The 24817-nt window shown below is 68.9% G+C and carries 22 protein-coding genes, 2 tRNA genes and 1 riboswitch; of the genes, 12 read left to right on the top strand and 12 right to left on the bottom strand.

Going from position 1 to position 24817, the window contains the following annotated elements; all coding sequences use genetic code 11:
- The first annotated feature begins 99 nt into the window (after positions 1-99).
- The 6 genes from L3Q65_RS24240 (at position 100) to L3Q65_RS24215 (ending at position 3738) form a co-directional block, all read left to right on the top strand.
- The gene (locus tag L3Q65_RS24240; protein WP_237596698.1) at positions 100-711 is read left to right on the top strand and encodes a TetR/AcrR family transcriptional regulator; all 612 of its coding nucleotides are present in this window, start codon (positions 100-102) and stop codon (positions 709-711) included.
- A 25-nt stretch (positions 712-736) separates the two neighbouring features.
- The gene (locus L3Q65_RS24235) at positions 737-1708 is read left to right on the top strand and encodes an amidohydrolase family protein (RefSeq protein ID WP_237596697.1); all 972 of its coding nucleotides are present in this window, start codon (positions 737-739) and stop codon (positions 1706-1708) included.
- 147 nt (positions 1709-1855) lie between these two features.
- On the top strand, positions 1856-2443 hold the full coding sequence (locus L3Q65_RS24230; RefSeq protein WP_237596696.1) for a hypothetical protein: 588 nt from the start codon (positions 1856-1858) through the stop codon (positions 2441-2443).
- On the top strand, positions 2421-2783 hold the full coding sequence (locus L3Q65_RS24225; protein WP_237596695.1) for a hypothetical protein: 363 nt from the start codon (positions 2421-2423) through the stop codon (positions 2781-2783). The genes L3Q65_RS24230 and L3Q65_RS24225 overlap by 23 nt, the downstream gene beginning before the upstream one ends.
- Positions 2759-3514 (top strand): hypothetical protein, encoded by a 756-nt coding sequence (locus L3Q65_RS24220; RefSeq protein ID WP_237596694.1) that lies wholly within the window; start codon positions 2759-2761, stop codon positions 3512-3514. Before L3Q65_RS24225 ends, L3Q65_RS24220 begins: the two co-directional genes overlap by 25 nt.
- A complete protein-coding gene (locus tag L3Q65_RS24215) occupies positions 3508-3738 on the top strand; it encodes a transposase (protein WP_237596693.1) in 231 nt (76 codons plus the stop codon). The genes L3Q65_RS24220 and L3Q65_RS24215 overlap by 7 nt, the downstream gene beginning before the upstream one ends.
- Positions 3739-3954: 216 nt before the next feature.
- On the opposite strand, the gene L3Q65_RS24210 is transcribed toward L3Q65_RS24215, so the two are convergent.
- The 3 genes from L3Q65_RS24210 to orn form a co-directional block, all read right to left on the bottom strand.
- Positions 3955-4027: transfer RNA gene (locus tag L3Q65_RS24210), tRNA-Lys, on the bottom strand.
- Positions 4028-4303: 276 nt separating this feature from the next.
- Positions 4304-4376: transfer RNA gene (locus L3Q65_RS24205), tRNA-His, on the bottom strand.
- Between the two features lie 75 nt (positions 4377-4451).
- A complete protein-coding gene (gene orn / locus L3Q65_RS24200) occupies positions 4452-5060 on the bottom strand; it encodes an oligoribonuclease (protein WP_037817745.1) in 609 nt (202 codons plus the stop codon).
- Between the two features lie 118 nt (positions 5061-5178).
- Between orn and L3Q65_RS24195 the strand changes: the two genes are divergently transcribed.
- Together L3Q65_RS24195 and L3Q65_RS24190 are read left to right on the top strand one after the other, a co-directional pair.
- Positions 5179-6714, top strand: a complete 1536-nt coding sequence (locus L3Q65_RS24195; protein ID WP_237596692.1) for a helicase HerA-like domain-containing protein — start codon at positions 5179-5181, stop codon at positions 6712-6714.
- 73 nt (positions 6715-6787) lie between these two features.
- Positions 6788-7171, top strand: coding sequence for a DUF3224 domain-containing protein (locus L3Q65_RS24190; RefSeq protein WP_237596691.1), 384 nt, complete (start codon positions 6788-6790; stop codon positions 7169-7171).
- Between the two features lie 118 nt (positions 7172-7289).
- Here the strand turns inward: L3Q65_RS24190 and L3Q65_RS24185 are convergent, their stop codons facing one another.
- From L3Q65_RS24185 to L3Q65_RS24170, 4 genes are all read right to left on the bottom strand, one after another.
- Positions 7290-8288 carry a S1C family serine protease gene (locus L3Q65_RS24185; protein WP_370648221.1) on the bottom strand — a complete coding sequence of 333 codons (999 nt, stop codon included), beginning with the start codon at positions 8286-8288 and terminating at the stop codon, positions 7290-7292.
- A 438-nt stretch (positions 8289-8726) separates the two neighbouring features.
- Positions 8727-9248, bottom strand: coding sequence for a histone H1-like repetitive region-containing protein (locus L3Q65_RS24180; RefSeq protein ID WP_237596690.1), 522 nt, complete (start codon positions 9246-9248; stop codon positions 8727-8729).
- Between the two features lie 138 nt (positions 9249-9386).
- The gene (locus L3Q65_RS24175; RefSeq protein ID WP_237596689.1) at positions 9387-10709 is read right to left on the bottom strand and encodes a M20 family metallopeptidase; all 1323 of its coding nucleotides are present in this window, start codon (positions 10707-10709) and stop codon (positions 9387-9389) included.
- Between the two features lie 37 nt (positions 10710-10746).
- Positions 10747-11508: a class I SAM-dependent methyltransferase gene (locus tag L3Q65_RS24170; protein WP_182895428.1), complete on the bottom strand. Its 762-nt coding sequence runs from the start codon at positions 11506-11508 to the stop codon at positions 10747-10749.
- A 165-nt stretch (positions 11509-11673) separates the two neighbouring features.
- On the opposite strand from L3Q65_RS24170, the gene L3Q65_RS24165 reads away from it, so the two are divergent.
- The 4 genes from L3Q65_RS24165 to L3Q65_RS24150 all read left to right on the top strand — a co-directional run bounded on the left by L3Q65_RS24165 (position 11674) and on the right by L3Q65_RS24150 (position 16322).
- Positions 11674-12600: a DNA-3-methyladenine glycosylase gene (locus L3Q65_RS24165; RefSeq protein ID WP_182895429.1), complete on the top strand. Its 927-nt coding sequence runs from the start codon at positions 11674-11676 to the stop codon at positions 12598-12600.
- Between the two features lie 206 nt (positions 12601-12806).
- Positions 12807-13523 (top strand): M50 family metallopeptidase, encoded by a 717-nt coding sequence (locus tag L3Q65_RS24160; RefSeq protein WP_182895545.1) that lies wholly within the window; start codon positions 12807-12809, stop codon positions 13521-13523.
- A gap of 427 nt (positions 13524-13950) precedes the next feature.
- Positions 13951-15183: an aldehyde dehydrogenase family protein gene (locus L3Q65_RS24155; protein WP_237596688.1), complete on the top strand. Its 1233-nt coding sequence runs from the start codon at positions 13951-13953 to the stop codon at positions 15181-15183.
- Between the two features lie 32 nt (positions 15184-15215).
- Entirely contained in the window at positions 15216-16322 is a 1107-nt protein-coding gene (locus tag L3Q65_RS24150) for a dihydrofolate reductase family protein (RefSeq protein ID WP_182895546.1), read from the top strand.
- An 89-nt stretch (positions 16323-16411) separates the two neighbouring features.
- Here the strand turns inward: L3Q65_RS24150 and L3Q65_RS24145 are convergent, their stop codons facing one another.
- From L3Q65_RS24145 to L3Q65_RS24125, 5 genes are all read right to left on the bottom strand, one after another.
- On the bottom strand, positions 16412-17632 hold the full coding sequence (locus L3Q65_RS24145; protein ID WP_182895431.1) for a chitinase: 1221 nt from the start codon (positions 17630-17632) through the stop codon (positions 16412-16414).
- A gap of 1319 nt (positions 17633-18951) precedes the next feature.
- The gene (gene cobN, locus L3Q65_RS24140) at positions 18952-22557 is read right to left on the bottom strand and encodes a cobaltochelatase subunit CobN (RefSeq protein ID WP_182895547.1); all 3606 of its coding nucleotides are present in this window, start codon (positions 22555-22557) and stop codon (positions 18952-18954) included.
- Positions 22558-22609: 52 nt separating this feature from the next.
- Positions 22610-22685: riboswitch (cobalamin riboswitch) on the bottom strand.
- 67 nt (positions 22686-22752) lie between these two features.
- Entirely contained in the window at positions 22753-22992 is a 240-nt protein-coding gene (locus L3Q65_RS24135; protein ID WP_037354504.1) for a helix-turn-helix transcriptional regulator, read from the bottom strand.
- A 6-nt stretch (positions 22993-22998) separates the two neighbouring features.
- Positions 22999-23853 (bottom strand): ABC transporter permease, encoded by an 855-nt coding sequence (locus L3Q65_RS24130; RefSeq protein WP_182895432.1) that lies wholly within the window; start codon positions 23851-23853, stop codon positions 22999-23001.
- Complete coding sequence (locus L3Q65_RS24125; protein WP_182895433.1) at positions 23850-24755, bottom strand: ABC transporter ATP-binding protein; 906 nt, start codon at positions 24753-24755, stop codon at positions 23850-23852. The genes L3Q65_RS24130 and L3Q65_RS24125 overlap by 4 nt, the downstream gene beginning before the upstream one ends.
- Between the last annotated feature and the right edge of the window lie 62 nt (positions 24756-24817).

Below are 24817 nucleotides of genomic sequence, written 5' to 3'. Positions count from 1 at the left end.
TCATCGCTACAATTGGATCGATCGCTACGGTAAGCTGAGCGGACAGTGTCGGTCAACCCCTTCCTGTAGTGACCGATACGGTAAGGTGAGGGAGTGAGCGTGAACGAACGAGGTACGCGACGCCGACGGGCGAACGGCGAGGAGTCGCGCCGCAAGATCCTCGACGCGACCGTCGAAGTCGCCGGGGAACGCGGCTACGAGGGCACCAGCATCGCCTTGGTGAGCAAGAAATGCGGGCTCCCGGCGAGCTCGATCTACTGGCATTTCAAGGACAAAGACGACCTGATCGCCGCGGTCATCGAGCGGAGCTTCGACAGCTGGCTCGCCGCGTTGTCCCTGTCCGAGGAAGACGGAACGCCGCTGGCGCGCGTGACCGGGCTGGCTCAGCGGGTCGCGAAGGCGCTGCTCGACGCCCCGGATTTCTTGCGCCTCGGCCTCATGCTGACCCTCGAACGCCGCCCCGAAGAACCCAGCGCGCGAACGATGTTCCTGCAAGTGCGCGGCATCGCGCATGAACGCGTCGCGGCCATGATCGCCGAATTCATGCCCGAACTGGACTCCGCCTCCGTCGAACTGCTCACGACGTACGCCATGGCCGGCGCCGACGGACTGTTCGTCGCGAAGGAAATCGGCGGCGACAGCGTGGACCTGATGCGCTTGTTCGAACTGCACGCCCAGGTGGTACTCGACCTCGCTGCCAGGCTTCGCTGACCCGCCCCGAGAAAGGACGCCTCCGATGAGCCGTGCCCAGCGCATCGACACTCACCAGCACCTCGTACCGCCCCGCTACGCGAAATGGATGCAGGACAAGGGAATTCGTCCCGGAGGCATCGACCTGCCGTCCTGGTCGGTGCCGTCCGCGCTGAAATTCATGGACGGCCACGGAATCGCCACCGGCATCCTGTCCCTCTCCACCCCCGGGGTCTACTTCGGAGACATCCCGGAGGCCCGCCGCTGGGCGCGCGACGTCAACGAGTATGCCGCCGAAGTCGTCGCCGACCGGCCGGACCGATTCGGATTCTTCGCCACCCTCACCCTGCCCGAAGTCGAAGGCGCACTAGCCGAAGCCGAACACGCGCTCGACACGCTGCACGCCGACGGAATCGTCCTGCTGGCCAACAACGACGGCCGCTACCTCGGCGACCCCGGATTCGAGCCGCTGCTGCAATTCCTCCACGAACGCCGCACCCCGGTCTTCGTCCACCCAGGCGAACTGCCCGGCCCGGAGGTCCCCGGAATCCCGACCTTCACCGCGGACTTCCTCCTCGACACCACGCGCACCGCGATCAGCCTGATCCTCTCGGGATCCATGGAGAAGTACCCGGGAATCAAATTCATCCTCGCCCACGCGGGCGGGTTCGTGCCCTACATTTCCTATCGCATCCTGCTCACGATGCTGAACACGAAGAACAAGGCGCAGCAAGCGTGGGCGCTGCTCGACCAGAAGCACCAGGTACCCAAGCAGCTCTCAGTTCTGCGGCAGTTCTATTACGACATCGCCCTCTCGGCGTCTCCTTCGGCCTTGCCAAGTCTTCTGGAAGTGGCGGATCCGGACCACATTACGTACGGCAGCGACTTCCCGTTCGCTCCCGCGGCCGCCGTCGGTTTCATGAACAAGACCTTCGAACGCTATCCCTTGGACGATGGTCTTCGGTCGGCGATCGACCGCGGAAACTCGGAGAAGTTGTTCCCTCGCCTCAAAGGCTGACTGCGCCCGCGGCCAGCCGCGGGCCACTCGGTCACGAAGGCGCTCAGCTGGCGTCTGTCAAACGAGCGGTGTAACTCGGGTTGCCGGCCTGAGAAGCGGTTCCTGGAGTGGTACCTGTGTCGTGCGCTGGCGGCGGATGCTCTGGTCATGCCGCAGCGCGGCTGGTGGCGCCGTCTGTTCCCGGAGCTGGCCGTCGCTGCGGTGCACCGTGATCGGGCGAGCGCCTGGGGATGGCTGAACGCCGAACGCGACAATCTTCGCGCGGTGGTGGAACTGGCCGCGCGGCTCGAGGATGATCTCGCGGCGTGCCGGCTGGTGGTGGCGTTGTGGTCGGTCTACGAGCCCGGCAAGCTTTTCGACGATCTGATCGCCACGACCGAGGCAGCCCTGCAAGCAGCCCGACGCCTGGCGCTCCCCGCGGTGGAAAGCTTGTTGCTGTCTCAGTTGACGTTCCCATATCACCAGCGTGGGCAGGCGGACGAGGCGTACGGGATTGCTGTCTCCGCGCTGGAAGCCGCTCGCCGCTGCGGCGACCCGGAGTTGCAGGCCACGGCGATCGAGGGATGGGCCTGGCCCGCTATGCCCAAGGCCGCGCCAGGGAAGCAATCGAGTGCTTCGCAAGAATCTGGCGCTGGCCGAGAATGTCGGCGACTTGCGCCGGATCGCGATCGCGAGGTTTCACTTGGCCAAGGCGGTGCCGCCGAGCGAAGCCGTGGTTCTGTTGACCGAGGCTGAGACGGAATTCGCGCATCCGTCTGTCCGCGACGAGCCTAATCTCGGCAAGGTGTGGAGGTTGCGCGGTGCGCGGCGCACCGAGCTGGAACACCGCGAACTCGCCCGGGCCGATCTGGACCGTGCGCTGGAATGGATGACCGAACTGGACCGCCCTTACGACACGGCGGAAGTGCTGCTTGCCTTGGGCGACTGGGCAGTCCGCGGCGGGCTGGGTCCCGACGCGGCAAGCGACTACCTGTGGGGTTCCAGAAGTCTAATCATGCATTCTGACCAGCGGCAATTTCTCTTTCGGCGGGTAGGGCATGATCGCCGGGCATGTCGCTGCGTCTGCTCTACCTGATCTTCCTCCGGCTGCTGGGTCTGGTGGTGTTGCTCGGTCGCTCGTCGGCGTCCAAGGACGCCGAGTTGCTGGTGCTGCGCCACGAGGTCGCCGTACTGCGCCGAAGCAACCCGAAACCTCGCCTGGACTGGGCCGACCGGGCTGTGTTCGCCGCGCTGGTCCGGCTGCTGCCCACGACGCTGCGAACACACCGGCTGGTCACCCCGGGAACGATCCTGCGCTGGCACCGTCGGCTGGTAGCCGCGAAGTGGACCTATCCACACCGGCAGGGGCGTCCGCCCGTTGATGAGGCGATCGCCGGGCTGATCGAACGGATGGCTACAGAAAACCACAGCTGGGGCTACAAGAGGATCCAGGGTGAGCTGCTCAAGCTTGGCCACCGGGTCGGGTCCTCGACGATCCGGCGGATTCTGAAGCGTGCGCGCATACCTCCAGCGCCAGACCGACGTACCGACACGACCTGGCGGCAGTTCCTGCGCACGCAGGCCTCGACCATGCTGGCCTGTGACTTCTTCCACGTCGACTGCGCGCTCACTCTCAAGCGGATCTACGTGTTCTTCGTACTGGAGGTCGGCAGCCGCTACGTCCACGTCCTCGGCACGACCACGAACCCGGACGGTAGATGGACCACGCAGCAGATCCGCAACCTCGTGGTGGCGCTCGGCGATCGAGTTGACGGATTCCGCCGCGTTGTCCACGGGCCAACTGCTACGCCGAGCGGTTCGTGCTGACAGCCAGATCCGAATTCACCGATCGTATGTTGATCCTCAACGAGCGGCATCTGCGGGCCGTGCTCGCAGAGTACGTCCGGCACTACAACGGTCGACGGCCGCACCGTTCTCGCCAGCTTCGCCCACCTCGGCCCACCTACCCCGCGGCAGACCTCAACACTCAGCGGATCAAGCGACAGCGGCTTCTCGGGGGCATGATCAACGAATACGAACGAGCCGCGTAAAGCGGCTGGTGAGCACCGGTGAGCGACTTTTGGAACCCCACACGCGCTCGCCGCGGCCGAAGCCACCGCCAAGATCATCCCGCGGTCAGCACCACGACAGCTCGGGCACGACTCGGGCACGCCACCGACCATTGTGGACGGACATCAAGCGGATGAAACTCCTCCAGAAAACCAAAATCCCCAGGTCAATGATTCTCAAGACCTGGGGAGTGAGGGTGCGCCATCAGGGACTCGAACCCCGAACCCGCTGGTTAAGAGCCAGCTGCTCTGCCAATTGAGCTAATGGCGCTTGGTGCCGCTGTGGTTTCCCTCGGCGACGTGGAAAAGATTAGCAGGGCGTTCAAGCCCCGTTTCAGGGGGGTCCCCTTTCCGGCTCGCCGGGGCAACGGCCCAGGTCAGCGGCGGTGACCCGCCGTGAACCCGGTCAGCGTCGGCCGGCGCGGCAGTGGACTGGTCGGGCGAAAGGACGCAGTGACCCGCGCGACACCGGTGCCGCCAACACTACCCCGGAAATGACAAAACCCCGGCTTCTCCGAAAAAGATCTCGGTGAAGCCGGGGTGCAAGGGTGGCTAACGGGGCTCGAACCCGCGACCTCCTGGACCACAACCAGGTGCTCTACCAGCTGAGCTATAGCCACCATCTGGCAAAAAGATCTCGCGATCGCCTTGCTGGAAGCAATCCTAGCGGGTGCCCGCGAGCGCTTTTCAGGGGGTCACCCTCGGTGGCGTTCCAGCACTTCGGCGGCGGCGGCTTTGGCCTCGTCGCTCGTCGGGCCGGGCTGGGGGACGAAGGCGATCGCGCGGTAGTACTCGAGTTCGCCGACGGACTCCTTGATGTCCGCGAGCGCGCGGTGGGCCAGGCCTTTCTCCGGCTTGGCGTAGTAGATCCGCGGGTACCAGCGGCGCACGAGCTCCTTCACCGACGACACGTCGACCATCCGGTAGTGCAGGTGGTTGTCGAGCTCCGGCATGTCGCGGGCGATGAAGCCGCGGTCGGTGGCGATCGAGTTGCCTGCGAGCGGCGCGCTGGCCGGGTCCGGCACCCATTCGCGGATGTACTCCAGCACGCGCTGCTCGGCCTCGGCGAGCGTGGTCGTCGAGGCGCGGACTTCTTCGGTGAGGCCGGACTTGGCGTGCATGTCGTGGACGACCTGCGGCATGCCGTCGAGCTTGGCGTCGTCGGCGTGGATGACGATGTCGACGCCCTCGCCCAGCACGTTCAGGTCGGCGTCGGTCACCAGCGCGGCTATTTCGATCAACGCGTCCTTGCCGAGGTCGAGCCCCGTCATCTCGCAGTCGATCCAGACAAGATGGTCGTTCACCCGCACCACCCTAACCCGACACGGGGATATCAGCGGCGTCACCTGGGCTTCCGGCGCGTTACGCTCGGTCAGCCAGTGCAACGAGGTGTGATTTCGGACTCGGAACGAGGTGCGGCCAGTGGCCGAGCAAGCGTCGGGACCAGCGGCGGAGATCGCGCAGGGATACGTGAGCGACGGGGCGGCCGTCGAGCTGGGCGCGGTGGTGATCGACGGGAAGACGGAAGCGTCGGCCGCGGTCCGGCTGCCGCTGGCGACGCTGAACCGGCATGGGCTGGTCGCGGGCGCGACGGGCACCGGCAAGACCAAGACGCTCCAGTTGATCTCCGAGCAGCTGTCCGCGGCCGGGGTCCCGGTCGTACTGGCCGACGTGAAGGGCGACCTGTCCGGCCTGTCCGCGCCCGGGCAGCCGAGCGATCGCACCGCGAAACGATCCGCGGAGCTGGGCGACGAATGGGCGCCCGAGGCGGGTCCGGTGCAGTTCTTGTCGCTCGGCACGAGCGGCACCGGCATCCCGGTGCGCGCGACGATCACCAGCTTCGGCCCGGTGCTGCTGTCGAAGGTGCTTGGCCTCAACGAGACGCAGGAATCGACGCTCGGGCTGATCTTCCACTGGGCTGACCAGCGCGGTCTCGCCCTGCTGGACACCAAGGACCTGCGGTCGGTCATCACGCACCTGACCAGCGACGAGGGCAAGGAAGACCTCAAGGGCATCGGCGGGGTGTCCGTGGCGACGGCGGGCGTCATCCTGCGCGCACTGTCCAATCTGGAGGCTCAGGGCGGCGAGGAATTCTTCGGCGAACCCGAGCTGGACGTCCACGATCTGATGCGCCAGCAGGACGGCAAGGGCGTCATCACCCTGCTGGAGCTGGACAATCTGCAGTCCAAACCGGCGCTGTTCTCGACGTTCCTGATGTGGCTGCTGGCCGAGCTGTTCGAGGAGCTGCCTGAGGAGGGCGACCTCGACCAGCCGAAGCTGGTGTTCTTCTTCGACGAAGCGCACCTGCTGTTCTCCGGCGCGTCGAAGGCGTTTCTCGAGCGGATCGAGCAGACGGTGAAGCTCATCCGGTCGAAGGGCGTCGGCGTGTTCTTCTGCACGCAGCTGCCGACCGACATCCCGAACAACGTGCTGTCCCAGCTCGGCGCTCGGGTGCAGCACGCGTTGCGCGCGTTCACACCGGACGACCAGAAAGCGTTGGCGCGCACGGTGAAGACGTATCCGAAGTCGCCGCACTACGACCTTGAGACGGCGTTGACGTCGCTGGGGATCGGCGAGGCGATCGTCACCGTGCTGTCCGAACGCGGCGCGCCGACGCCGGTCGCGTGGACGCGGCTGCGCGCCCCGCGGTCGAAGATGGGGTCGATCGGTGCGGATGCGATCCGTGCGGCGGTCGCGTCGTCGGAGCTGAACGCGAAGTACGGGGAGACGATCGACCGCGAGTCGGCGTACGAGAAGTTGGCGGCGAAGGCCGTGCCGGCCCCGGATGCCGCGCCGGCCGCGGAGCCCGAGGCACCGGCCGCGCGCCCGGAGAAGGAGGAACCGGGGATGATCTCGCAGGTGCTGAGCAACCCCGCGGTGAAGTCGTTCATGCGCTCGGCGGCGAGTTCGCTCGGCCGGGAGTTCTCGCGAGGGCTGTTCGGCAACCGGCGGCGCTGAGATACCTGACAGGAGATGGCAGGTATCGGCGGTTGACTGTGCGGGATCGAGTTTCCGGCAGAGGAGCAACAGCATGACCAGGACCGCCGTCGCCGCGTTCGAGCTGGACAAATGGGAGCCGCAGGCGCAGGACGAGGCCGGTGGCACGGCGTTCGCGCAGGTACTGATCGAGAAGACGTTCACCGGCGCGGTCGAGGGAACCAGCCGGGTCGAAATGCTGACGGCGTCGAACGAGACGTCGCGCGCATACGTCGCCTTCGAGCGTTTCACCGGCTCCGTCGACGGTCGGAAGGGCAGCTTCGTCCTCCGGCACACGGCCGGAGACGAGGGACTGTCGCTGGTCTTGCTGCCCGGTTCGGGCACGGACGAACTGGCGGGCATCTCCGGATCGGCCGACATCGCCGTCGACGAGGGCAAGCACACGTTCACACTGGTCTACGAACCGCCGGGCGCGTGAAGAAGCCGCTCTCTCCAGGCCCCGATTTCCCGGAGAGAGCGGCCAGGTTTCCTCACCGTCCCGAAAGTGAGGAGCGGAGGCGGGCCGCCCCGACCACGGTCCGCCTCCGGAGTTCCGGTCAGCCGTTGACGATCTGGTCGACGATCTTCTTGGCGTCGTTGATCGGGATGGCGAACCCGATTCCGACGCTGCCCGCCGACGAGTTCGGGCTGTAGAGCGCGGAGTTGATGCCGATCACCCGGCCCTGGCCGTCGACGAGCGCGCCGCCCGAGTTGCCCTGGTTGATCGAAGCGTCGGTCTGGATCGCGGTGTAGCTGGGCCCGGACGTGACGTTCGAGGTCTGCCTCCCGAAAGGCGAGTTCTGCTGGTCGCCGTCGCCGCCCCCGACGTCGGAAAGCGGCCGGTTGAGCGCACTGACGATGCCGGTGGTGACGGTGTTCTGCAGCCCGCCCGGCGACCCGATCGCGATCACTTGCTGCCCGACGGCGAGCTTGCTCGAATCGCCGAGCGTCGCCGCGGTGAGCCCGCTCGCGCCCTGCGCCTGCAGGACGGCGATGTCGCTCTTGGTGTCCGAGCCGACGACCCTGGCCTGGTACTTCTTGCCGTCCGACGTGGTGACCGTGACGGTCTGCGCCCCCTGCACGACGTGCGCGTTGGTGAGGATCCGACCATCCGCGGTGAGAATGACGCCCGATCCGATCGCCGTGCCCCGACCGGTCGTGACGTTCACCTGAACGACACTGGGCACCACCTTCGCCGCGACGGTGCTGACGTCCCCTGAGGCTGTGGTGTTGCTGATGGTCTGCCCAGTGGCGGCCGGCGAAGCGGTGCTTGAGGACGCACTGGAACCACCTGTCAGCCCGACGATCGCCGCACCGGCACCGCCGCCGAGAAGAGCCGCGGCCAGCGCCGTCGCCCCGACCAGTGCGGCCAGGCGGCCGGGTCGCTTCCTCGGACCAGCCAGGGCCGCAGGTGGTTGTGCGGGCTGCGGCATCGGGCCGTAGTGCGGAGTGCCGGGCTGCTGCTGCGGCGCGCTGGCTCGGTAATGCGGCGTGCCGGTTTCCTGGTGCGGGGTGCCGAGTTCGTGGTGCTGCGTGTTCGGTTGCTGGCGCGGAATGCCGGTTTGGGGATGTGCGGCGTGTACGTTCGGCAGAGGCCCGGTGTTCGGCCCGGACTCCGCGACAGCACCCCTCTGGGGAGCCCATGCCGCGCCCGATCCGACTGCCTGCGCACCGCTGGGCGGCTGCGCGTCGCTCGGCCTCGCCTGCTGAGCGCTGGCGGCAGTCTCCTGCCCGCCACGCGCTCCGGCCTGCCCGACAGGCCCGCCTCCGACCTCCTGCGGCTGCCCCTGCCCCGCGGCGAACGGACTCGACCCGGTCCGATACTGCCCGTACTGCTCACTGCTCTGGTGCGGCTGGCGCCCACCGGCTGTAGCGGGGCCGGGCCGGCTCTCGTTCTCGGTCATGAACCCAGACTCGCGCCCGTGCTTATGAGCAGCCTGTGGAAAACCCTCAGGCTTTCCTGAGAAGAATCAGCTGAGAATTCTCAGCCGTTCTCAGGCAGTGCATCCTCGTCCGTGCCGTGCCGTGCCGTGCCGTGCCGTGCCGTGCCGTGCCGTGCCGTGCCGTGCCGTGCCGTGCCGTGCCGTGCCGTGCCGTGCCGTGCCGTGCCGTGCCGTGCCGTGCCGTGCCGTGCCGTGCCGTGCCGTGCCGTGCCGTGCCGTGCCGTGCCGTGCCGTGCCGTGCCGTGCCGTGCCGTGCCGTGCCGTGCCGTGCCGTGCCGTGCCGTGCCGTGCCGTGCCGTGCCGTGCCGTGCCGTGCCGTGCCGTGCCGTGCCGTGCCGTGCCGTGCCGTGCCGTGCCGTGCCGTGCCGTGCCGTGCCGTGCCGTGCCGTGCCGTGCCGTGCCGTGCCGTGCCGTGCCGTGCCGTGCCGTGCCGTGCCGTGCCGTGCCGTGCCGTGCCGTGCCGTGCCGTGCCGTGCCGTGCCGTGCCGTGCCGTGCCGTGCCGTGCCGTGCCGTGCCGTGCCGTGCCGTGCCGTGCCGTGAGGCCAAGGCAGGGCGGCGCCTGTCAGGACCATGAGCCCACCGGTGCTCGCCACTCATACCGGCCCAGTGCCAGCCCAACTCGTCCAAAGCGTCAGCCCAACCCGTCAATCCGACTGCGGCGCACCTCCTTTCCAACCTCCCGGCCGTCGTCATCCGCCCCTCACTACCTGTCAGTCAAAGAAACTCGGCACGTCCAGCGCCCCTCCCGATGCCTCGAACTCGTCATGCACGGCTTGGCGCAACTCCGCGTCGGCGAGATAGTCGGCGACTGTCAGAGCCAGCCCCAACGCGCCGTCGACGACCGCCTGATCACCTGTCGGCGACCCGGCAGCATCGGCGAATTCCTTGGTATGCAAGGCGACCGTCGGCCCGGAGACCGCGATCATCGGGTGCAGCGCGGGCATCCGGAAAGACAAATTCCCGAGGTCCGTGCTGCCGGTCAGAAACTCCGGCACGATGCCCGGCGGCAGCGGTTTCCGCCCGGTGCCCTGTTGGTTGACCGACCATCGCCCGGCCAGCGTCGTGTTGAACCGGATCGGCAGATACGCCGGCTGCGCGTCCCAGTGCAATTCCACCCCGCAGCCAGTCATTTCCGCCGCGCCGTGGGCGATCGCGGTCATCCGGCCGGCCAAGTCGCGCAGCGTGTCGGGATTCGCCGACCGGAGGTAGAACAGAAGAGCCGCCCGGGCAGGGATCACGTTCGGCCGTGCACCGCCGTCGGTGAAGATGCCGTGCACCCGGTCGCTCGACGGCAGCTGTTGGCGCAGCGCGGACACTCCTTGATAAGCCGCCACCGCCGCGTCGAGCGCGTTGCGTCCCATGAACGGCTGCGCTGAAGCATGTGCGCCGACGCCGTGGAACACCATCTCGAGCTGCCGCCTGCCAAGGAACGGGTGCAACGCGATGTCGTGGCTGAACGGGTGCAGCATGATCACCGCGTCGACATCGTCGAAGACCCCAGCTCGCGCGAGTGTCTCCTTGCCGCCACCGCCTTCCTCCGCGGGAGTGCCCACCAGCGACACACGCCCGCCGAGCCGTTCGGCCACTGCTGCCGCACCGAGGAACCCGCCCGCTCCGGCAGTGCAAATCACGTTGTGCCCGCAGCCATGCCCCAATCCGGGCAGCGCGTCGTACTCGGACAGAACAGCGATGTGCGGCCCGTCGTTGTTCGGAGTCCCGGTGCGCAGCGCGGTGTCCAGCCCGCCGAGCCCAACGGTGACTTCGTGTCCGTGGGCGCGCAGCAGCTCGGCGAGAGCACCGACTGACCGGTGTTCGGCGAACCCCTCTTCCGGATGCGCGTGCAGATCCTGGCTGAGCGCGACAAGTTCGTCCGCGCGGGAACGCACTTCTTCTTCAACCGCAGCACGGGTTTCCGCGTCAGCCCCGGCGTAATCGGAGCTGAGCGGTTCGGCGGCGGCCACGGCATCGGCGGTGGCTTCGATGAGGGAACGGAGGTGGCTGTCGTCGGGCGGGACAGGTGCGGCGTGGGTCATGCGGGGAATGCTAACTCCGAACCCCGACAGAAATGGATCACTGCACGTCGGACAGTCGACCGGAGACGAGTTGGGCCACGCCGAAGTACTGCTCGCGCACCTCGTCGAAGCCACGCGCGCGCAAGCTGGCGGCGATCTCCCCGCGGTCGAACATGCGTTGCCCGCTGACAATTCCTCCTGCGGTGTCGGCGATCCGGGCCAGCTGGCAGTCTCGGCGGGCGCTCGTGAGCAGGACGATCCGGCCGCCCGGACGCAGAATCCGGGCGAACGAATCGAGCGCGCGTTCCGGCTCGGCGAACATGTGCAAGGCGGCGAAACAGCAAACAGCGTCCACAGTGGAGGAAAGCAGCGGCGGTTCGACCGCGTCGGCGCGAAGGTAGGCCACGGTCGGCGAATCAGTTTCTTCGACCGCGCGCGAAAGCATGCTGCGTGCGCCGTCCAGGCCGATCGCGAGCCCGTCCGGTCCCACCGCGTCCCCGAACGCGCGCGTGAACCTGCCGGTCCCGCACGCGACGTCGAGCACGACCTGGCCCGGCTGCAGCGCGAGCCGTTCGGAGGCCAGCGCGACCTCGCCGGCCATGCTCGGGCCGCTGGGGCCTTTGAGGACGCGGCCGAGCACGGGCCGCCAGTAGCGTTCGTAGAACTGCGGCAGCAGCGTGGTGCGCATGAGCCGCTGAGTGAGCCCGGTGGGCGGGCCGGCCTGGGCCGCGTCGCCGAGCGTGTCGCGGAAGCCGTCGGCTGTCGTGGCCGGCTCGCTGAGCAGATCGGTGAGCCGTTGCTGAGTGCTGTGGTGCGGCACGGAGGTCCTCTCGGTGGGATACCGGCAGTATGCGGCATCAGTGGCTCACTCGTTCGAGTGAAGATCTGTCCGATCAAGCGTTCGAGGCCCGGCATTGTCGGTGTCTGTTCCTAACGTCGTCCGCACGGTCTCCGACTCGCGGAGACCAGCGAGGAGGACTGACTGATGACCGCACCGATCCTGCGTCCGATCGACCTGCCCACCGGCGAAATCGCCGTGCACGGGGCCTTCGACCTGAGTGCCGCCTCGCGGTGGCTCGCCGGGGCTGGCCCGGCGGGGGCCTTCGCCGCCGAACCGGGCGTGCTGCGGGTGGCGTTCCCGGTGGAGGGCGCCTGGACCCATGCCGGTGCCGCGATCCGGCAGAGATCCCCGGGCACGGTCGAGGTCGGAGTGGCGGCGCCGGTGGAGATCGCCGCGCGGGTGGTCGCGCAGGTGAGCCGGATGCTTTCGCTCGATGTCGACGAATCCGGGTTCGCCGAGATCGCGAGCCGGGACTCGGTGGTCCGGCGGCTGCACGCCCGTCACAGCGGAGCTCGCCCAGTGCTGTTTTCGTCGCCGTATGAAGCGGCCTGCTGGGCTGTGCTCACGCAAGGAATGCGGACCCAGCAGGCGAGGCGATTTCGCGACCAGCTCGCTGTGCGGCATGGCCGTCAGGTGGGCGAAGACGGGCTGTTTTCCTTTCCGTCGCCGCAGATTCTGGCCGAGCTGGGCGACGAACCGGCAGTGGGGCCGTTTCGGCTCGCACGCCTTCGAGCTGTCGCCCGGGCAGCTGTCGACGGCCGCCTGGACACCGAAGAGCTGCTGGCGCTGCCGATCCCCGACGCGTTGAGCAGGCTGTGCGCGATCCCGGGCATCGGAGCGTTTTCCGCCGAGCAGGTCCTGCTGCGCGGCGCGGGACATCCCGATCTCTTTCCCCGCTTGGACACCCAGCTCCACCAGATTCTGTGCGCGGAGTACGCGTTGCCTCCCGACACGCCGCCGGACGAGCTTGAACCGCTGGCTGAGGATTGGCGTCCGTATCGGTCGTGGGTCGCCCATCTGTTCCGGCTTGATCGGCTGAGCGCGTCGGTGTCCGGGGAGGTGACGGACTGAACGGTGCTTGAAGTCGCGGATCGACAGGAGGGAGACGCCATGGAATGAGGCCGCGCCATACCGAATCGCGGTCGACGGGTGTTGCCCGGGCACTCACAGCAGCCAAATAGGGCCTGTGGTGAGGTGTCCGCGTGACTACGCCTGCACTCGCCGTCTCGACTGTGCTCAGTGCTCGACCGGGCACCGGAGAACTCTCCGGTGCGGCCATGGCAGCGGGCACTGGGACAGTCGGAGCGGCGCTGGAACAGGCGAACACGCCGAGCGTCATCACGTTGGTCACCGGCGGGATCGCGTTGCTGGTCGTGCTGGCCGGCGGGACGCCGTGGCGGTTCGCCCGCAACGTCATCACGATCGTGCACGAGGCAGGTCACGCGCTGGCCGCGGTGACGGTCGGACGGCGGCTGCGGTCGATCCGGCTGCACTCGGACACCTCCGGGGTCACCGTGTCGCGTGGCAAGCCTGAGGGGCCGGGCATGGCGTTCACCGCCTTGGCCGGATACATCGCGCCGTCGGTCCTGGGACTGCTGTTCGCGAGCCTGGTCGGGGCCGACCTGATCACCACGGTGCTCGTGCTGGTCGCGTTGCTGCTGCTGGGCGTGCTGATCATGGTGCGCAACGCCTACGGCGTGTTCACGGTGGTGGCGAGCGCTGTCGTGCTCGGATTGGTGGCTCTGGTCGCGCCGAAGGTGGTGCAGGCGCCGTTCGTGTATCTGCTGACCTGGTTCCTGCTGTTCGGCGGGGTTCGGCCGGTGGTGGAGCTTCAGCTCAAACGGCGGCGTGGCCAGGCGCGGGACTCCGACGCCGACCAGTTGAGCCGGTTGACCGCTGTGCCTGCGGTCTTGTGGGTGCTGGTGTTCGGCGTGCTCACGGCGAGCTGCGTGATCGCTGGCGGATTGTGGTTGCTGCAGCCGTTGGCGTTGTGACGCGGTCGCTGCGGTTCTGGCTTGCGGTGAGGTGACACGGGCTGGCGGCTCGGTGGCGTCGTGCGACGGTGCGGGATCGCTGGGTTGCGGTGGAGCCGGTGGTGCGCGGAGTGCCTGCTGGGCGGCCGGTGAACTGGCGGCGGCCGCTGAATTGGCGGCGGTCGGCGAGCCAGGCGGGCAGCGCGGAACCGCGACGGTGCGATCGCGAGCCCGTGCTCTGGCCGGCGCGAGTGGTCGGCGCGGCCTGCGTCCGTGCCAGTGGCGGGCCGCAGGCAGAGCCACCGCGGCCGTGAACGGCGGCGGTGCCGACCATGTTGCCGACCAGGAAACCGCCGCCGCGGGTGTCCCGAGGGCTGAGCCCGTCGTCTCCCCATGTGGGCGGTACGGCAGACTGGACGTCTGCTGAGCCGCCGGAGGGAGACAGGCGATGGACGAGGTCGCGAAGGCCGTCGAGGAGTGTGCGCGGGCGGCGAAGGCTGCTGCGCCGTCGTTGGCTGTCGCCGGGGACGACGCGGTGGACGCGGCGCTCGTCGGGATGGCGGAGCGGCTCGTCGCGCACCGGGACGAGGTGCTCGAGGCCAACCGGGCCGACGTCGCCAAGGCTACGGCCGACGGGATGAGCGCCGGGCTGCTCGACCGGCTCACCATCACGCCCGAGCGGCTCGACGGGATGGCTGCGCAACTGCGGCTGCTGGCCGGCGCGCCGCACCAGGAGCGGTCCGTCGACGTGTCCACGTTGGACGGTGGGCTGCGGCTGGTCGAGCGGCGGCGTCCGGTGGGTGTCATCGGCGCGAACTACGAGGCGCGGCCGAACGTGACGGTCGACGTGGCGTCGCAGCTGGTCAAATCGCGCAACGGTGGCGTGCTGCGGACCGGGTCGGCGGCGCTGGGTTCGGCGCAGCGGTTGCGGGACGTCGTGATCGCGCCCGCGCTCGAGGCCGCCGGGATCAACCCGGACGTCGTGCAGCTGGTGCCGCGCGTGGAGCGCGAGGCGGCGTCGGCGCTGGTTCGGCTGCCTGGGCTCGTGCCGCTCGTCATCCTGCGCGGCAGCGGTGACAGCACACGCGCGCTGGCGACCGAGGCCGCGGTGCACGGGGTGCGCACGTTGGCGCACGCCGACGGCGGTGGAGTGCTGTACGTCGACGCCGCTGCGGATGCGGGCAAGGTCCGTGACCTCGTGTTCTCGAGCCTTGACCGGCTCGGCGTCTGCAACCGGCTGAACCTGCTGCTGATCCACGAGGACGTGCACGACACGGTGTGGCCGCAGATCGAGTCGGCGCTGGCCGAGCGCGGCGTCACGCCCTCGCTCGCGCCGCACGAGCATCCGATCGGCTACGAGTGGGCGCTGGACTCCGAGCGGGAGGCGACGGTCACCGTGGAGAAGGTCGGCGGGCTGGTCGACGCGGTCGAGATCGCGAACGAGCGCACGTCCGGGCTCGCCGCGGGGATCGCGACCGAGAACCCGGCGGCCGCGGAGCAGTTCTTCGACGGCTACACCGGCACGGGCGTGTTCTGGAACGCGCCGACCCGGCTGCTGGACGGCTTCAAGCTGCTCGCGGTGCCCGAAACCGGCATCAACCTCGACCGGGTGCCGGGGCCGCGCGGGCCGGTGACCTACACCGACCTGTACGTCCGCCAGTACGCCGTAGTGCCTGCCTGACCTGGCCGGAGCACGATGAGCGGATGGGCACGATGACCGGGCGGCCGCACGTCCTGCTGTCCGCGGCGCAGTCGCTGGACGGCTACCTCGACGACGCCGGCAGCACCCGTCTGCTGTTGTCCAACGAGGACGACTTCGCGGAGGTCGACCGGCTCCGTGCCGAGGCCGACGCGATCCTCGTCGGCGCGGGCACGGTGCGGGCCGACAACCCGCGGCTCCTCGTGCGCTCCGCCGAACTCCGCCGTGAGCGGGTCGCGGCGGGACGGCCGGAGCAACCGGTCAAGGTGACGGTCACGAGCAGCGGCAAGCTGGATCCGGCGTCGCGGTTCTTCACCGTCGGCGATGCCGAGAAGCTCGTCTACGCGCCGCGAGGCAGCGCGGACAGCTTGAGTGCGGTCGCGACCGTCGTGGAGGTCGGCAGTCCGCCACGACTCGAGCGCGTCCTCGACGATCTCGGCGCGCGTGGGATCCGGACGCTGCTCGTCGAGGGCGGCGGGGCAGTGCACACGCAGTTCCTCGACGCCGGGCTCGCCGACGAACTCCGGCTCGCGATCGCGCCGATCATGGTCGGCGACCCGCGGGCGCCGCGGTTTCTCGGGCCGGGTGCGTTCCCGCGACCGCTGGAACTGACGGAAGTGCGGCGGCTCGGAGAGGTCGCGGTGCTGCGATATCGCGCCGCGGCTGAACCGTCGTCGCTCGATCTGCTGCGGTTGCGGCAGGCCATCGAGCTCGCCGACGAATGCCCGCCGAGCTCGACGTTCCGGGTCGGCGCGGTCGTCGGGCTGCCGGACGGGACGGTGCTCGCCACCGGGCATTCGGGCGAAGGCGATCCGCGCAACCACGCGGAAGAATCCGCGCTGGCGAAGCTCGATCCGCATGATCCGCGACTCGCCGACGCGACCATGTACAGCTCGCTCGAACCGTGCAGCGATCGCGCGTCTCACCCCAAAAGCTGCACGCAGCTGATCCTCGAAACGGCCATTCCGCGCGTGGTGATGGCCTGGCGGGAACCGTCGTTGTTCGTCGAGGCCGAAGGGGTCGAGCGGCTTGTCGCGGCCGGACGACGGGTGATCGAGGTGCCCGCGCTGGCTTCGGAAGTCCGCCGGGCGAATACGCATCTGCCCGGCGTTCGTCCCTGATTCCTCAATGCGACTGAAATGCGACTGACGGATCGGGCGCTGCGGCACGGAATCCGCGTCGCAACGCCCGATCGGGAAAAACTGGCCGGTCAGCAGCCTCCGTTGTCGGTCCAGACGCCCCACTGGCCGGTAGTGCCGGGTTCCTCGCCTTGGGTCCACCATTTGGCAGTCCATTTGTGGCTGTTGTGCGAAACCACTGTGCCGCCGGTGTAAACCTGTGTTTTTTGCCATTCCGGTGCCGAACAGGTTCCCGGGGGATTGCCGGTCGGACTGGTCGGGGTCGTCGGCGGAGTGGTCTGCGGCGGCGTCGCGCCGGCGAACCGCGTGGTGAACTTCGTGAAGTCCCAGTCGTTTTGCTGGACGTTCGAGCACACGCTGTTGTCGGTCGTCGTCGTGCATTGCCGGTCGCGGTTCACCGCCCAGAAAGTGAACCGGCCGAGGTGGTGGCTCGTCGCGTAGTCGTACACGGTCTGGAAATCGGAAACGTTGAACATCTCCGACGTGTCCGATTTCCCGTTCATTCCCGAGAAACCCTCGTGCGCGTACGCGGTGTCGCTGTCCCAGCCAAGGTGGCTTTGGAGCAAGCCGTGGAACGCCTCGAGCGCCGACACCTGCGACGCGCCGCCGCCGTTGAAGCCGCCGTCGAACGGCATGATCGAGAAGTTGTTGGGAGAGAAGCCGATCGACTTCGCCTGGTCCAGCAGCTGAGTGCCGAACCAGCCGGTGCCCGCCGCGGTTCCCGGCATGGTCACCGAGACGAACAGGCCGGGGTTGTCCGCCTGGAGTTTCTTCGCGGCGCCGAGTTCGTTCGCGATGGCCGCGGTGTCTTCGTACTCGGGTTCTTCGAGGTCGAAGTCGATGGCCTTCAGGTTGTATTTCGCGACGACCTGCTGGTAGGCCGCGGCGGTCGCGTCGACAGTGCCGCAAGTCTGGCCGAGTTTCGTGCCGCCGTAGCCGCCGACCGAAACCGACACGTCGCCGCCGTTGCCGCGGATGCGGTTGATCGCGTCGCCGACGGTCGTGTCCGAGGAGACCGGTGTGGTGCCGTCCCAGGTGGGGCTGCATCCGCCGCCCTTGGGCGCGAGGATGAAGGCCAGCTGGAACGCTTTCTGCCCGGTCGCGTTCATGACGGTCACCGGGTCGGGCGGGTTGTTGCTCTGCGGCATGAGGTACGGCGCGGCGGCGTACCAGTTGTTGTCGAGGCCGGTCGTCGCCCCGGTCTGCGCGTGGGCGGTCGCGGCCACGACGGCAGCTGCCCCGGCCACGGTAGCGGCGGCGACGAATGTGGCGGCCAGTCTGCTTCGCTGCATCTGTCCTCCGGCGAGCATTCGGGAAATGAATGCGGTAAGCATTGGACTAGACCATTATGAAGTCAAGGTGCGGTCGGCTGCTCTTGTCCCGCGGGGGGCTGGTTCGGGAGGTATGCCGGAATTCGCTGCGGCGGGTTCACCCTTGCGGCGCAACGGGTCCGCGCAAAGGGACGCGGACCGCGGGGGCGAGTGGTCCGCTGGGGAGAGGGGGAGACGGTGACGGTGCGGTTGGACTGGACAGGCTCGGGAAGGGGACGTCGGCCGGGGACCGCGGCGGCTGCCCGGCGGGGGAAGTCCGGGCGGTTCGGCGAGTGGTGGCGTGAGCAGTGGTGGTGGCGCGGCTGGGCGGGGCGGGCTTGGCGGTAGGGGGAATGCGGCTGGGCGGGCGGAGTTTCGTGAGACTGGCGAGGCAGCGATGAGAACGCCGTTGGGGGCAATGCGGGTGGACGGAGTTTCGTGGCTCTGGCGGGGCAGCGATGACGACGCGGTTGGGGACGGGGTGGCTGGGGGCGGTTTGGTGACGCTGACGGGGGCGGGGGTGGTGACGCTTGGGCTCGGCGGCGGGGGCTGAGGTTTCGGCGGCCGGGCTTAGTTCGCCGGCGGAGGTGGTGGGGGCCTGGTGCCGCGGTTGGTTGGTGAGTTCAGGGCGAGGGCGGCGCTGCGGAGTTGCGGCCGGGACTGCCGGACGGTGCGGCGGACTGGGGCGGCGCGGCTGGGGCGGCGCGGCTGGTTTGGCGAGGGCATGGGGCGGAGTAACGGCTAGGGGCGCGGGCGGTGTGGCGGGTTGGGGGCGGAGGAGTTGCGCTGTGTGGTGGCGCGGGGCGGTGTGGCGGGTTGGGGCGGTGCCGGTGGATGAGTCGCGCTGTGTGGTGGCGGTGTGGCGGGCTGGGGCGGTGCCGGTGGATGAGCCGCGCTGTGTGGTGGCGCGGGGCGGTGTGGCGGCGGGCGCGCTTGGGGAGTCGCGCAGCGAGTGAGCGCGGTGCTGCGGGGGCGAGCAGGTTGAGATGGTGCGGCGTGCGTTGTCTGGGCGGGCCGCGCGACGAGGCGACGGCCGGGGCGCGGGTTGATGCGATGGGTTGGAACGGTGCGGCGTGCGTCGTTGGGGTGGATGGTGCGCGGGGGCTGGGCAGCGTGCGTAGCCGGGTGCGGCGTGTCGGCGGCAGATCGGCTGAATGGCGGATATCGGCACCGCGGTTGCCCTAGTGAGTTCCGCGAGAAGGCGTGGGCAAGGCCCGTCAACCTGCCGGGCGGCATCCGCGCGAGGGAGGCGAGCTGACCGGAAGAGTCTCCGCCGGCAGAGGCAACCCGCCGGCAGCAGTTCAGTCGTTCTCCAGATCGCCTTCCAGCGTCAGGTAAACCTCACGCATCTGGGCCATCAACTCCGGATCCGGCTCTTCCCACAACCCGCGATCCGCGGCCTCCGTCAGGCGTTCGATGATTCCCCGCAACGCCCACGGGTTCGCGTCCCGCAGGAACTGCTGGTTTTCCTCATCCAAAACGTACGACTGTGACAATTTCTCGTACATCCAGTCGCCCACAACGCCCGCGGTGGCATCGAAGCCGAAGAGGTAATCCACGGTTGCCGCGAGTTCGAAAGCTCCCTTGTAACCGTGGCGGCGCATTGCGGACAGCCAGCGCGGGTTTACGACCCGGGCGCGGAAGACGCGGGCCGTTTCCTCTCCCAGGGTTCGGGTGCGGACGGCGTCCGGGGTGGTGGAATCGCCGACGTACGAAGCGGGTGCGGAGCCGGTCAGGGCGCGGACGGTGGCGATCATTCCGCCGTGGTACTGGAAATAGTCGTCCGAGTCGGCGATGTCGTGTTCGCGGGTGTCGGTGTTCTTCGCGGCTACCACAATGCGTTTGTACGACGATTCCATGTCTTCGCGAGCGGGGCGGCCGTCCAAATCCCTGCCGTACGCGAAGCCTCCCCAGACTGCGTAGACCTCGGCTAAATCCTTGTCGTCGCGCCAGTTTCCGGAGTCCATCAGGGGGAGCAGTCCTGCGCCGTAGGCACCTGGTTTCGAGCCGAAGATGCGGGTGGTGGCGCGGCGGTTGTCGCCATGGGCGGCCAGGTCCGCGTTGACGTGGGCGCGGACGTAGTTGGCGGACTCCGGCTCGTCCAGGGAGGCGGCTAGGCGGACGGCGTCGTCCAGCAGGGTGATGACGTGCGGGAATGCGTCGCGGAAGAAGCCGCTGATGCGGACTGTCACGTCGATCCTGGGGCGGCCGAGTTCGGAGAGCGGGATGGGTTCGATGCCGGTCACGCGGCGGGAGGCTTCGTCCCAGACCGGCTGGATGCCCAGCAGCGCGAGGACTTCCGCGGCGTCGTCGCCGGAGGTGCGCATGGCGGAGGTGCCCCAGACCGACAAGCCGACGGACCGCGGCCAGTCGCCGGTGTCTTCGCGGTAGCGGCGGAGCAGGGAGTCTGCCAGGGCCTGGCCGGTTTCCCACGCCAGGCGGCTGGGGATGGCCTTCGGGTCCACGGTGTAGAAGTTGCGGCCGGTCGGCAGGACGTTGACCAAGCCGCGCAACGGGGAACCGCTGGGGCCGGCGGGAATGTAGCCGCCGTCCAGCGCGTGCAGGACCGCGTCTGTTTCGGACGAAGTGCCGGCCAGGCGGGGGACGATTTCGGTGGCGGCGAAGGTCAGGACGCGGGCGACTTCGGCGTCGAAAGCGCCAAGGACCTCAGTAACCACTGAAGAAACCGAAGAAGGGGACCACTCGTGGGTCTCCATCCGAGAAACCAGCGTGTGCGCGGTCGACTCGATGGCGTCTACTTCGGACAGCGGGGCGTCCGAGTTTTCCTTCAGGCCCAAGGCAGAACGCAGGCCGGGGACCGCGCCTTGCTTGCCGCCCCACATTTGCTGGGCTCGGAGCATCGCCAGGACCAGGTTGACGCGGGCCTCGCCGACGGGGGCCTCGCCCAGGATGTGCAGGCCGTCGCGGATCTGGGCGTCCTTGACCTCGCACAGCCAGCCGTCGATGTGCAGCAGGAAGTCGTCGAACTCGGCGTCGTGCGGGCGTTCCTCTACGCCGAGGTCGTGGTCGAGTTTCGCGGCCTGGATGAGGGTCCAGATCTGGGCGCGGATCGCCGGGAGTTTCGCCGGGTCCATCGCGGCGATGTTGGCGTGCTCGTCCAGCAACTGCTCCAGGCGGGCCAGGTCGCCGTACGATTCCGCGCGGGCCATCGGTGGGACCAGGTGGTCCACGATGGTCGCGTGCGCGCGGCGTTTCGCTTGCGCGCCTTCGCCGGGGTCGTTGATCAGGAACGGGTACACCAACGGCAGGTTGCCCAGCACGGCGTCGGGCGCGCAGGCGGCGGAGAGGCCCGCGGTCTTGCCGGGCAGCCATTCCAGCGAACCGTGTTTGCCGAGGTGGACCACGGCGTGCGCGCCGAATTCCTCTTCCAGCCAGCGGTAGGCGGCGAGGTAGTGGTGGCTCGGCGGCAGGTCCGGGTTGTGGTAGATCGCGACCGGGTTTTCGCCGAATCCGCGCGGCGGCTGGATCATCAGGATGACGTTGCCGGACTGCAGCGACGCCAGGACGATGTCGCCCTCGGGGTTCGCCGACGTGTCGACATACAGCGAACCCGGTGCGGGGCCCCAGTGTTCTTCCATCGCCTCCCGCAATTCCGCTGGCAGCGCGGCGAACCACGAGCGGTAGCGGGCGGCGGGAACGCGGATCGGGTTGCCGGACAGCTGTTCTTCGGTGAGCCATTCGGGATCCTGGCCGCCCGCGGCGATCAGGGCGTGGATCAACGCGTCGCCGTCCGGCTGGTCGGTGCCGGTCGGGTCGACGCCGGGGAAGGCCTCAGCGCCGAGGTCGTAGCCGCGGTCGCGCATGAGGCGCAGGAGTTTGATCGCCGAAGCGGGGGTGTCGAGGCCGACTGCGTTGCCGACGCGCGAGTGCTTCGTCGGGTACGCGGACAGCATCAGGGCGATCCGGCGAGACTCCGGCGGGGTGTGGCGGAGCCGCGCGTGCGCGAGGGCGATGCGCGCGACGCGGGAGGCGCGTTCGGCGTCGGCGATGTAGCGAGGGAGGCCGTCGTCGTCGAATTCCTTGAAGGAGAACGGGACGGTGATGATCCGGCCGTCGAATTCGGGCACCGCCATCTGGTTGCCCGCGTCGAGCGGGGACAGGCCGTCGTCGCTGGCGGACCAGGTTTCGCGGTCGCTGGTCAGGCACAACGCTTGCAGCACCGGCACGTCCAGCGCGGCCATTTCCGCGACGTCCCACGATTCGTCGTCCCCGCCTGCTCCGGCTTCCGACGGACGGGTGCCGCCCGCGGCCAGCACGGTGACCAGCAGGGCGTCGACCTTGCCCAGCTCGGCCATCATCTCCGGCGCGCGGGTGCGCAGGGACGCGGTGTGGATCGGCAACGCGCGGCCGCCCGCGGACTCGACCGCGTCGGCCAGGGCGTGCACGAAACCGGTGTTCCCGGACAGGTGGTGCGCGCGGTAGTAGAGGATCCCGATGACCGGACCGTCACCAGCCGAATCCGGCCGCGAAAGCACACCCCACGACGGCAGTTCGGCGGGCGGTTCGAAGCCCTCGCCGGTGAGCAGCAGCGTGTCGGACAGGAACCGGTGCAGCTGCGTGAGGTTCTCCGGACCGCCCTGCGCGAGGTACAGATGCGCTTGCGCGGCGATCCCGGCGGGCGTGGTGGAGAGCTTCATCAGCTCCGCGTCCGGCGTCTGCTCGCCGCCGAGCACGATCACGTGCGCACCGGACGCGCGCAGCGTGTCGAGGCCTTCCTGCCAGGTCCGCGGCGTGCCCAGGATCCGGACGACGACGATCGACGCGCCCTCCAGCAGTCCGGGCAGGTCCTGCAGCGGGAGCCGGGACGGGTTGCCGAGCCGGTAGTCCGCGCCGCTGGCCCGGGCGCTGAGCAGGTCGGTGTCCGAAGTGGACAGCAGCAGGATCACGGCGTTCCTCACTCGGGGTGTCCGCGCCCCGGGTCGTCGGGCACGCCGGCGGGAGTTCCTGGCTGCCGGCGGCCGCGGGGCCGCCGGTCACAGTGGCGGGACCGCCCCGGATTTCCACCGGGTTCCTCCGCGTGCCGACGCGTGTGCGCTCTTACTCTCGCGGGGCGCACCCGCGTCGTCAAGGTGAGCAGACCCTCACGCGGGCTTGCTTTCGTCCCCGATCCGAGGGAAGGGCGCGGTGGAGAAGAGCACCTCCACCGCGACCTCGAAGAACTCCGCGATCCGCAACGCCAGGTACAGGCTCGGGCTGTACTCGCCGCGCTCCAGGTACCCGATGGTCTGGTAGTGCACGCCGAGCGCGTCCGCGAGCTGCCGCCGCGAGATGCCGCGTTCGGCGCGCAGCACCGCGATGCGGTTGTAGACGTTTTCGCTCACCGCGCCTCACACACGCTGAAGTGCCCTTTCCCTTCGCGCCGCCACCGACGACCCCGATTCGCGCCGGGCCATCCGCTTCAGCAGGATCGGGGCCAGCGCCAATCCGATCACGGCCCACGCGAGCAGCACCCCCAGGGTCGCCCACGGCCGCCAGGACTGCCCGATTTCGACGACGACCGCCTGGCCGGGCAGCAGAGCCGAGCGCATGCCGAGCCCGAGCCAGTACATCGGGAACACCTGCGCGACGTCCTGCAGCCAGCCCGGCAGCGCGGTGATCGGGTAGAAGATCCCGGAGATCGCGCCGAGCCCGAACATCGGCAGCACGACCAGGGCCATCATCCGCGGGCTCTGGATCAGCGAGCCGATCGCCGCGCCGATCGGCATGGTCGCGACCAGGCCGGCGGCGAGCACCCACAGCAGGTTCAGGATCGAGAAGAACCCGTCCGGGGCGAGTCCGGGGAACAGGAACAGCGACGGCACCAGCATCACGACGATGCCCGCGACCTGCACCATCGAGAACGTCGTGATCTTGCCGATGAGGTAGCCGAGCATTCCGTTCGGCGTCGCCTTGGCGCGCAGCAGCGTGCCGTCTTCGCGATCGACGATCAGCGCGCCCGCGACAGCGGACAGGCCGTTGAACACGATGCCCGCGCCGATCACGCTCGGCACGGTCGCGGTGCCCAGCGAGAACGAGGTGCCCGGCAGCTGCGCGCCGCGCATGAAGAAGAGCGCGCCGAAGATCATCGCCAGCCACACGAGCTGGCCGAGCAGGTCGTCTCGGTTCGTCCACTGCTGGCGGAATTCGATGAACCCGCGGCGGAGTCCCGCCCGTGCCGCGGTCCGCTGTGCCGACGCCGTCACCGCGCACCTGCCTCGGCGAGCCCGGACTCCGCGCGCTGCACGAGGGTCAGGTAGGTCTCCTCCAGCGACGCGCGCCGGACCTCCAGGTCGGCGACTGCTTCGCCGTGCTGCTTGAACAACTCGTACACGTACTTCGTCGCCTCCGTGGTCGAGTGCACGAATCGCTGCCCGTCGATGCTCCAGCGCACCTCGGCCTCGCCGGCGATCTGCCTGCTCAGCTGGTCCGGAGACCCGTCGGCGACGATGTGGCCACCGCTCAGGATCAGGATCCGGTCGGCGAGCTTCTCGGCCTCGTCGAGGTCGTGGGTGGTGAGCAGGATCGTGGTGGCGTCGTCGGCGAGCCGGTGCACGAGCTCGTGGAAATCGCGTCTCGCCTGCGGATCGAATCCGGCGGTCGGCTCGTCGAGGAACAGCAGCTCGGGACGGCCGACGATGCCGATCGCCACGTCCAGCCTGCGCCGCTGCCCGCCGGACAGCATCCGGATCTTCTTGCCCGCGTGCTCGCTGAGCCCGACCGCCTCGATCAGCTCGTCGGTGTCCCACGGGCGGCGGATCCGATCGGTGGAGTACGGCGCGTAGTACGACCCGAGCAGGTCGAGCAGCTCGCGCACGCGCCATTTGCCGTGGTCGCGCCAGGATTGCAGGACGACCCCCAGCCGCGCCCGCCAGTCCTCGCCGCCGCGCGCCGGGTCGGTGCCCAGCACGGACACCTCGCCCGCGGACCGCATGCGGAACCCCTCGAGGATTTCGATCGTCGTGGTCTTGCCCGCCCCGTTCGGGCCGAGCAGGCACAGCACCTCGCCGCGGTGCGCGGTGAACGACGTGCCGTGCAGCACGTCGTTCGCGCCGTAGCGCATGCGTAAGCCTTCGACGCGGAGCACGGTGTCCGCTTGATCTCTCATTGGATGACCCCCATCCTGCCTGTACGATGGAATGTAGCAGATGTACTACATACGATCGCAAG

This window comes from Amycolatopsis sp. FU40 (genome assembly GCF_021903635.1).
In the GTDB taxonomy this organism is placed as follows: domain Bacteria; phylum Actinomycetota; class Actinomycetes; order Mycobacteriales; family Pseudonocardiaceae; genus Amycolatopsis; species Amycolatopsis dendrobii.
This window is presented reverse-complemented; position numbering and strand designations above follow the sequence as displayed.

Bases quoted from the DNA above. Each gene is read 5' to 3' on its own strand.
- L3Q65_RS24235 (WP_237596697.1), top strand. From the start codon at position 737: ATGAGCCGTGCCCAGCGCATCGACACTCACCAGCACCTCGTACCGCCC.
- L3Q65_RS24230 (WP_237596696.1), top strand. From the start codon at position 1,856: ATGCCGCAGCGCGGCTGGTGGCGCCGTCTGTTCCCGGAGCTGGCCGTC.
- L3Q65_RS24220 (WP_237596694.1), top strand. From the start codon at position 2,759: ATGTCGCTGCGTCTGCTCTACCTGATCTTCCTCCGGCTGCTGGGTCTG.
- L3Q65_RS24190 (WP_237596691.1), top strand. From the start codon at position 6,788: ATGACCAGGACCGCCGTCGCCGCGTTCGAGCTGGACAAATGGGAGCCG.
- L3Q65_RS24180 (WP_237596690.1), bottom strand. From the start codon at position 9,248: ATGGTCCTGACAGGCGCCGCCCTGCCTTGGCCTCACGGCACGGCACGG.
- L3Q65_RS24175 (WP_237596689.1), bottom strand. From the start codon at position 10,709: ATGACCCACGCCGCACCTGTCCCGCCCGACGACAGCCACCTCCGTTCC.
- L3Q65_RS24165 (WP_182895429.1), top strand. From the start codon at position 11,674: ATGACCGCACCGATCCTGCGTCCGATCGACCTGCCCACCGGCGAAATC.
- L3Q65_RS24160 (WP_182895545.1), top strand. From the start codon at position 12,807: ATGGCAGCGGGCACTGGGACAGTCGGAGCGGCGCTGGAACAGGCGAAC.
- L3Q65_RS24155 (WP_237596688.1), top strand. From the start codon at position 13,951: ATGGACGAGGTCGCGAAGGCCGTCGAGGAGTGTGCGCGGGCGGCGAAG.
- L3Q65_RS24150 (WP_182895546.1), top strand. From the start codon at position 15,216: ATGACCGGGCGGCCGCACGTCCTGCTGTCCGCGGCGCAGTCGCTGGAC.
- L3Q65_RS24145 (WP_182895431.1), bottom strand. From the start codon at position 17,632: ATGCAGCGAAGCAGACTGGCCGCCACATTCGTCGCCGCCGCTACCGTG.
- L3Q65_RS24125 (WP_182895433.1), bottom strand. From the start codon at position 24,755: ATGAGAGATCAAGCGGACACCGTGCTCCGCGTCGAAGGCTTACGCATG.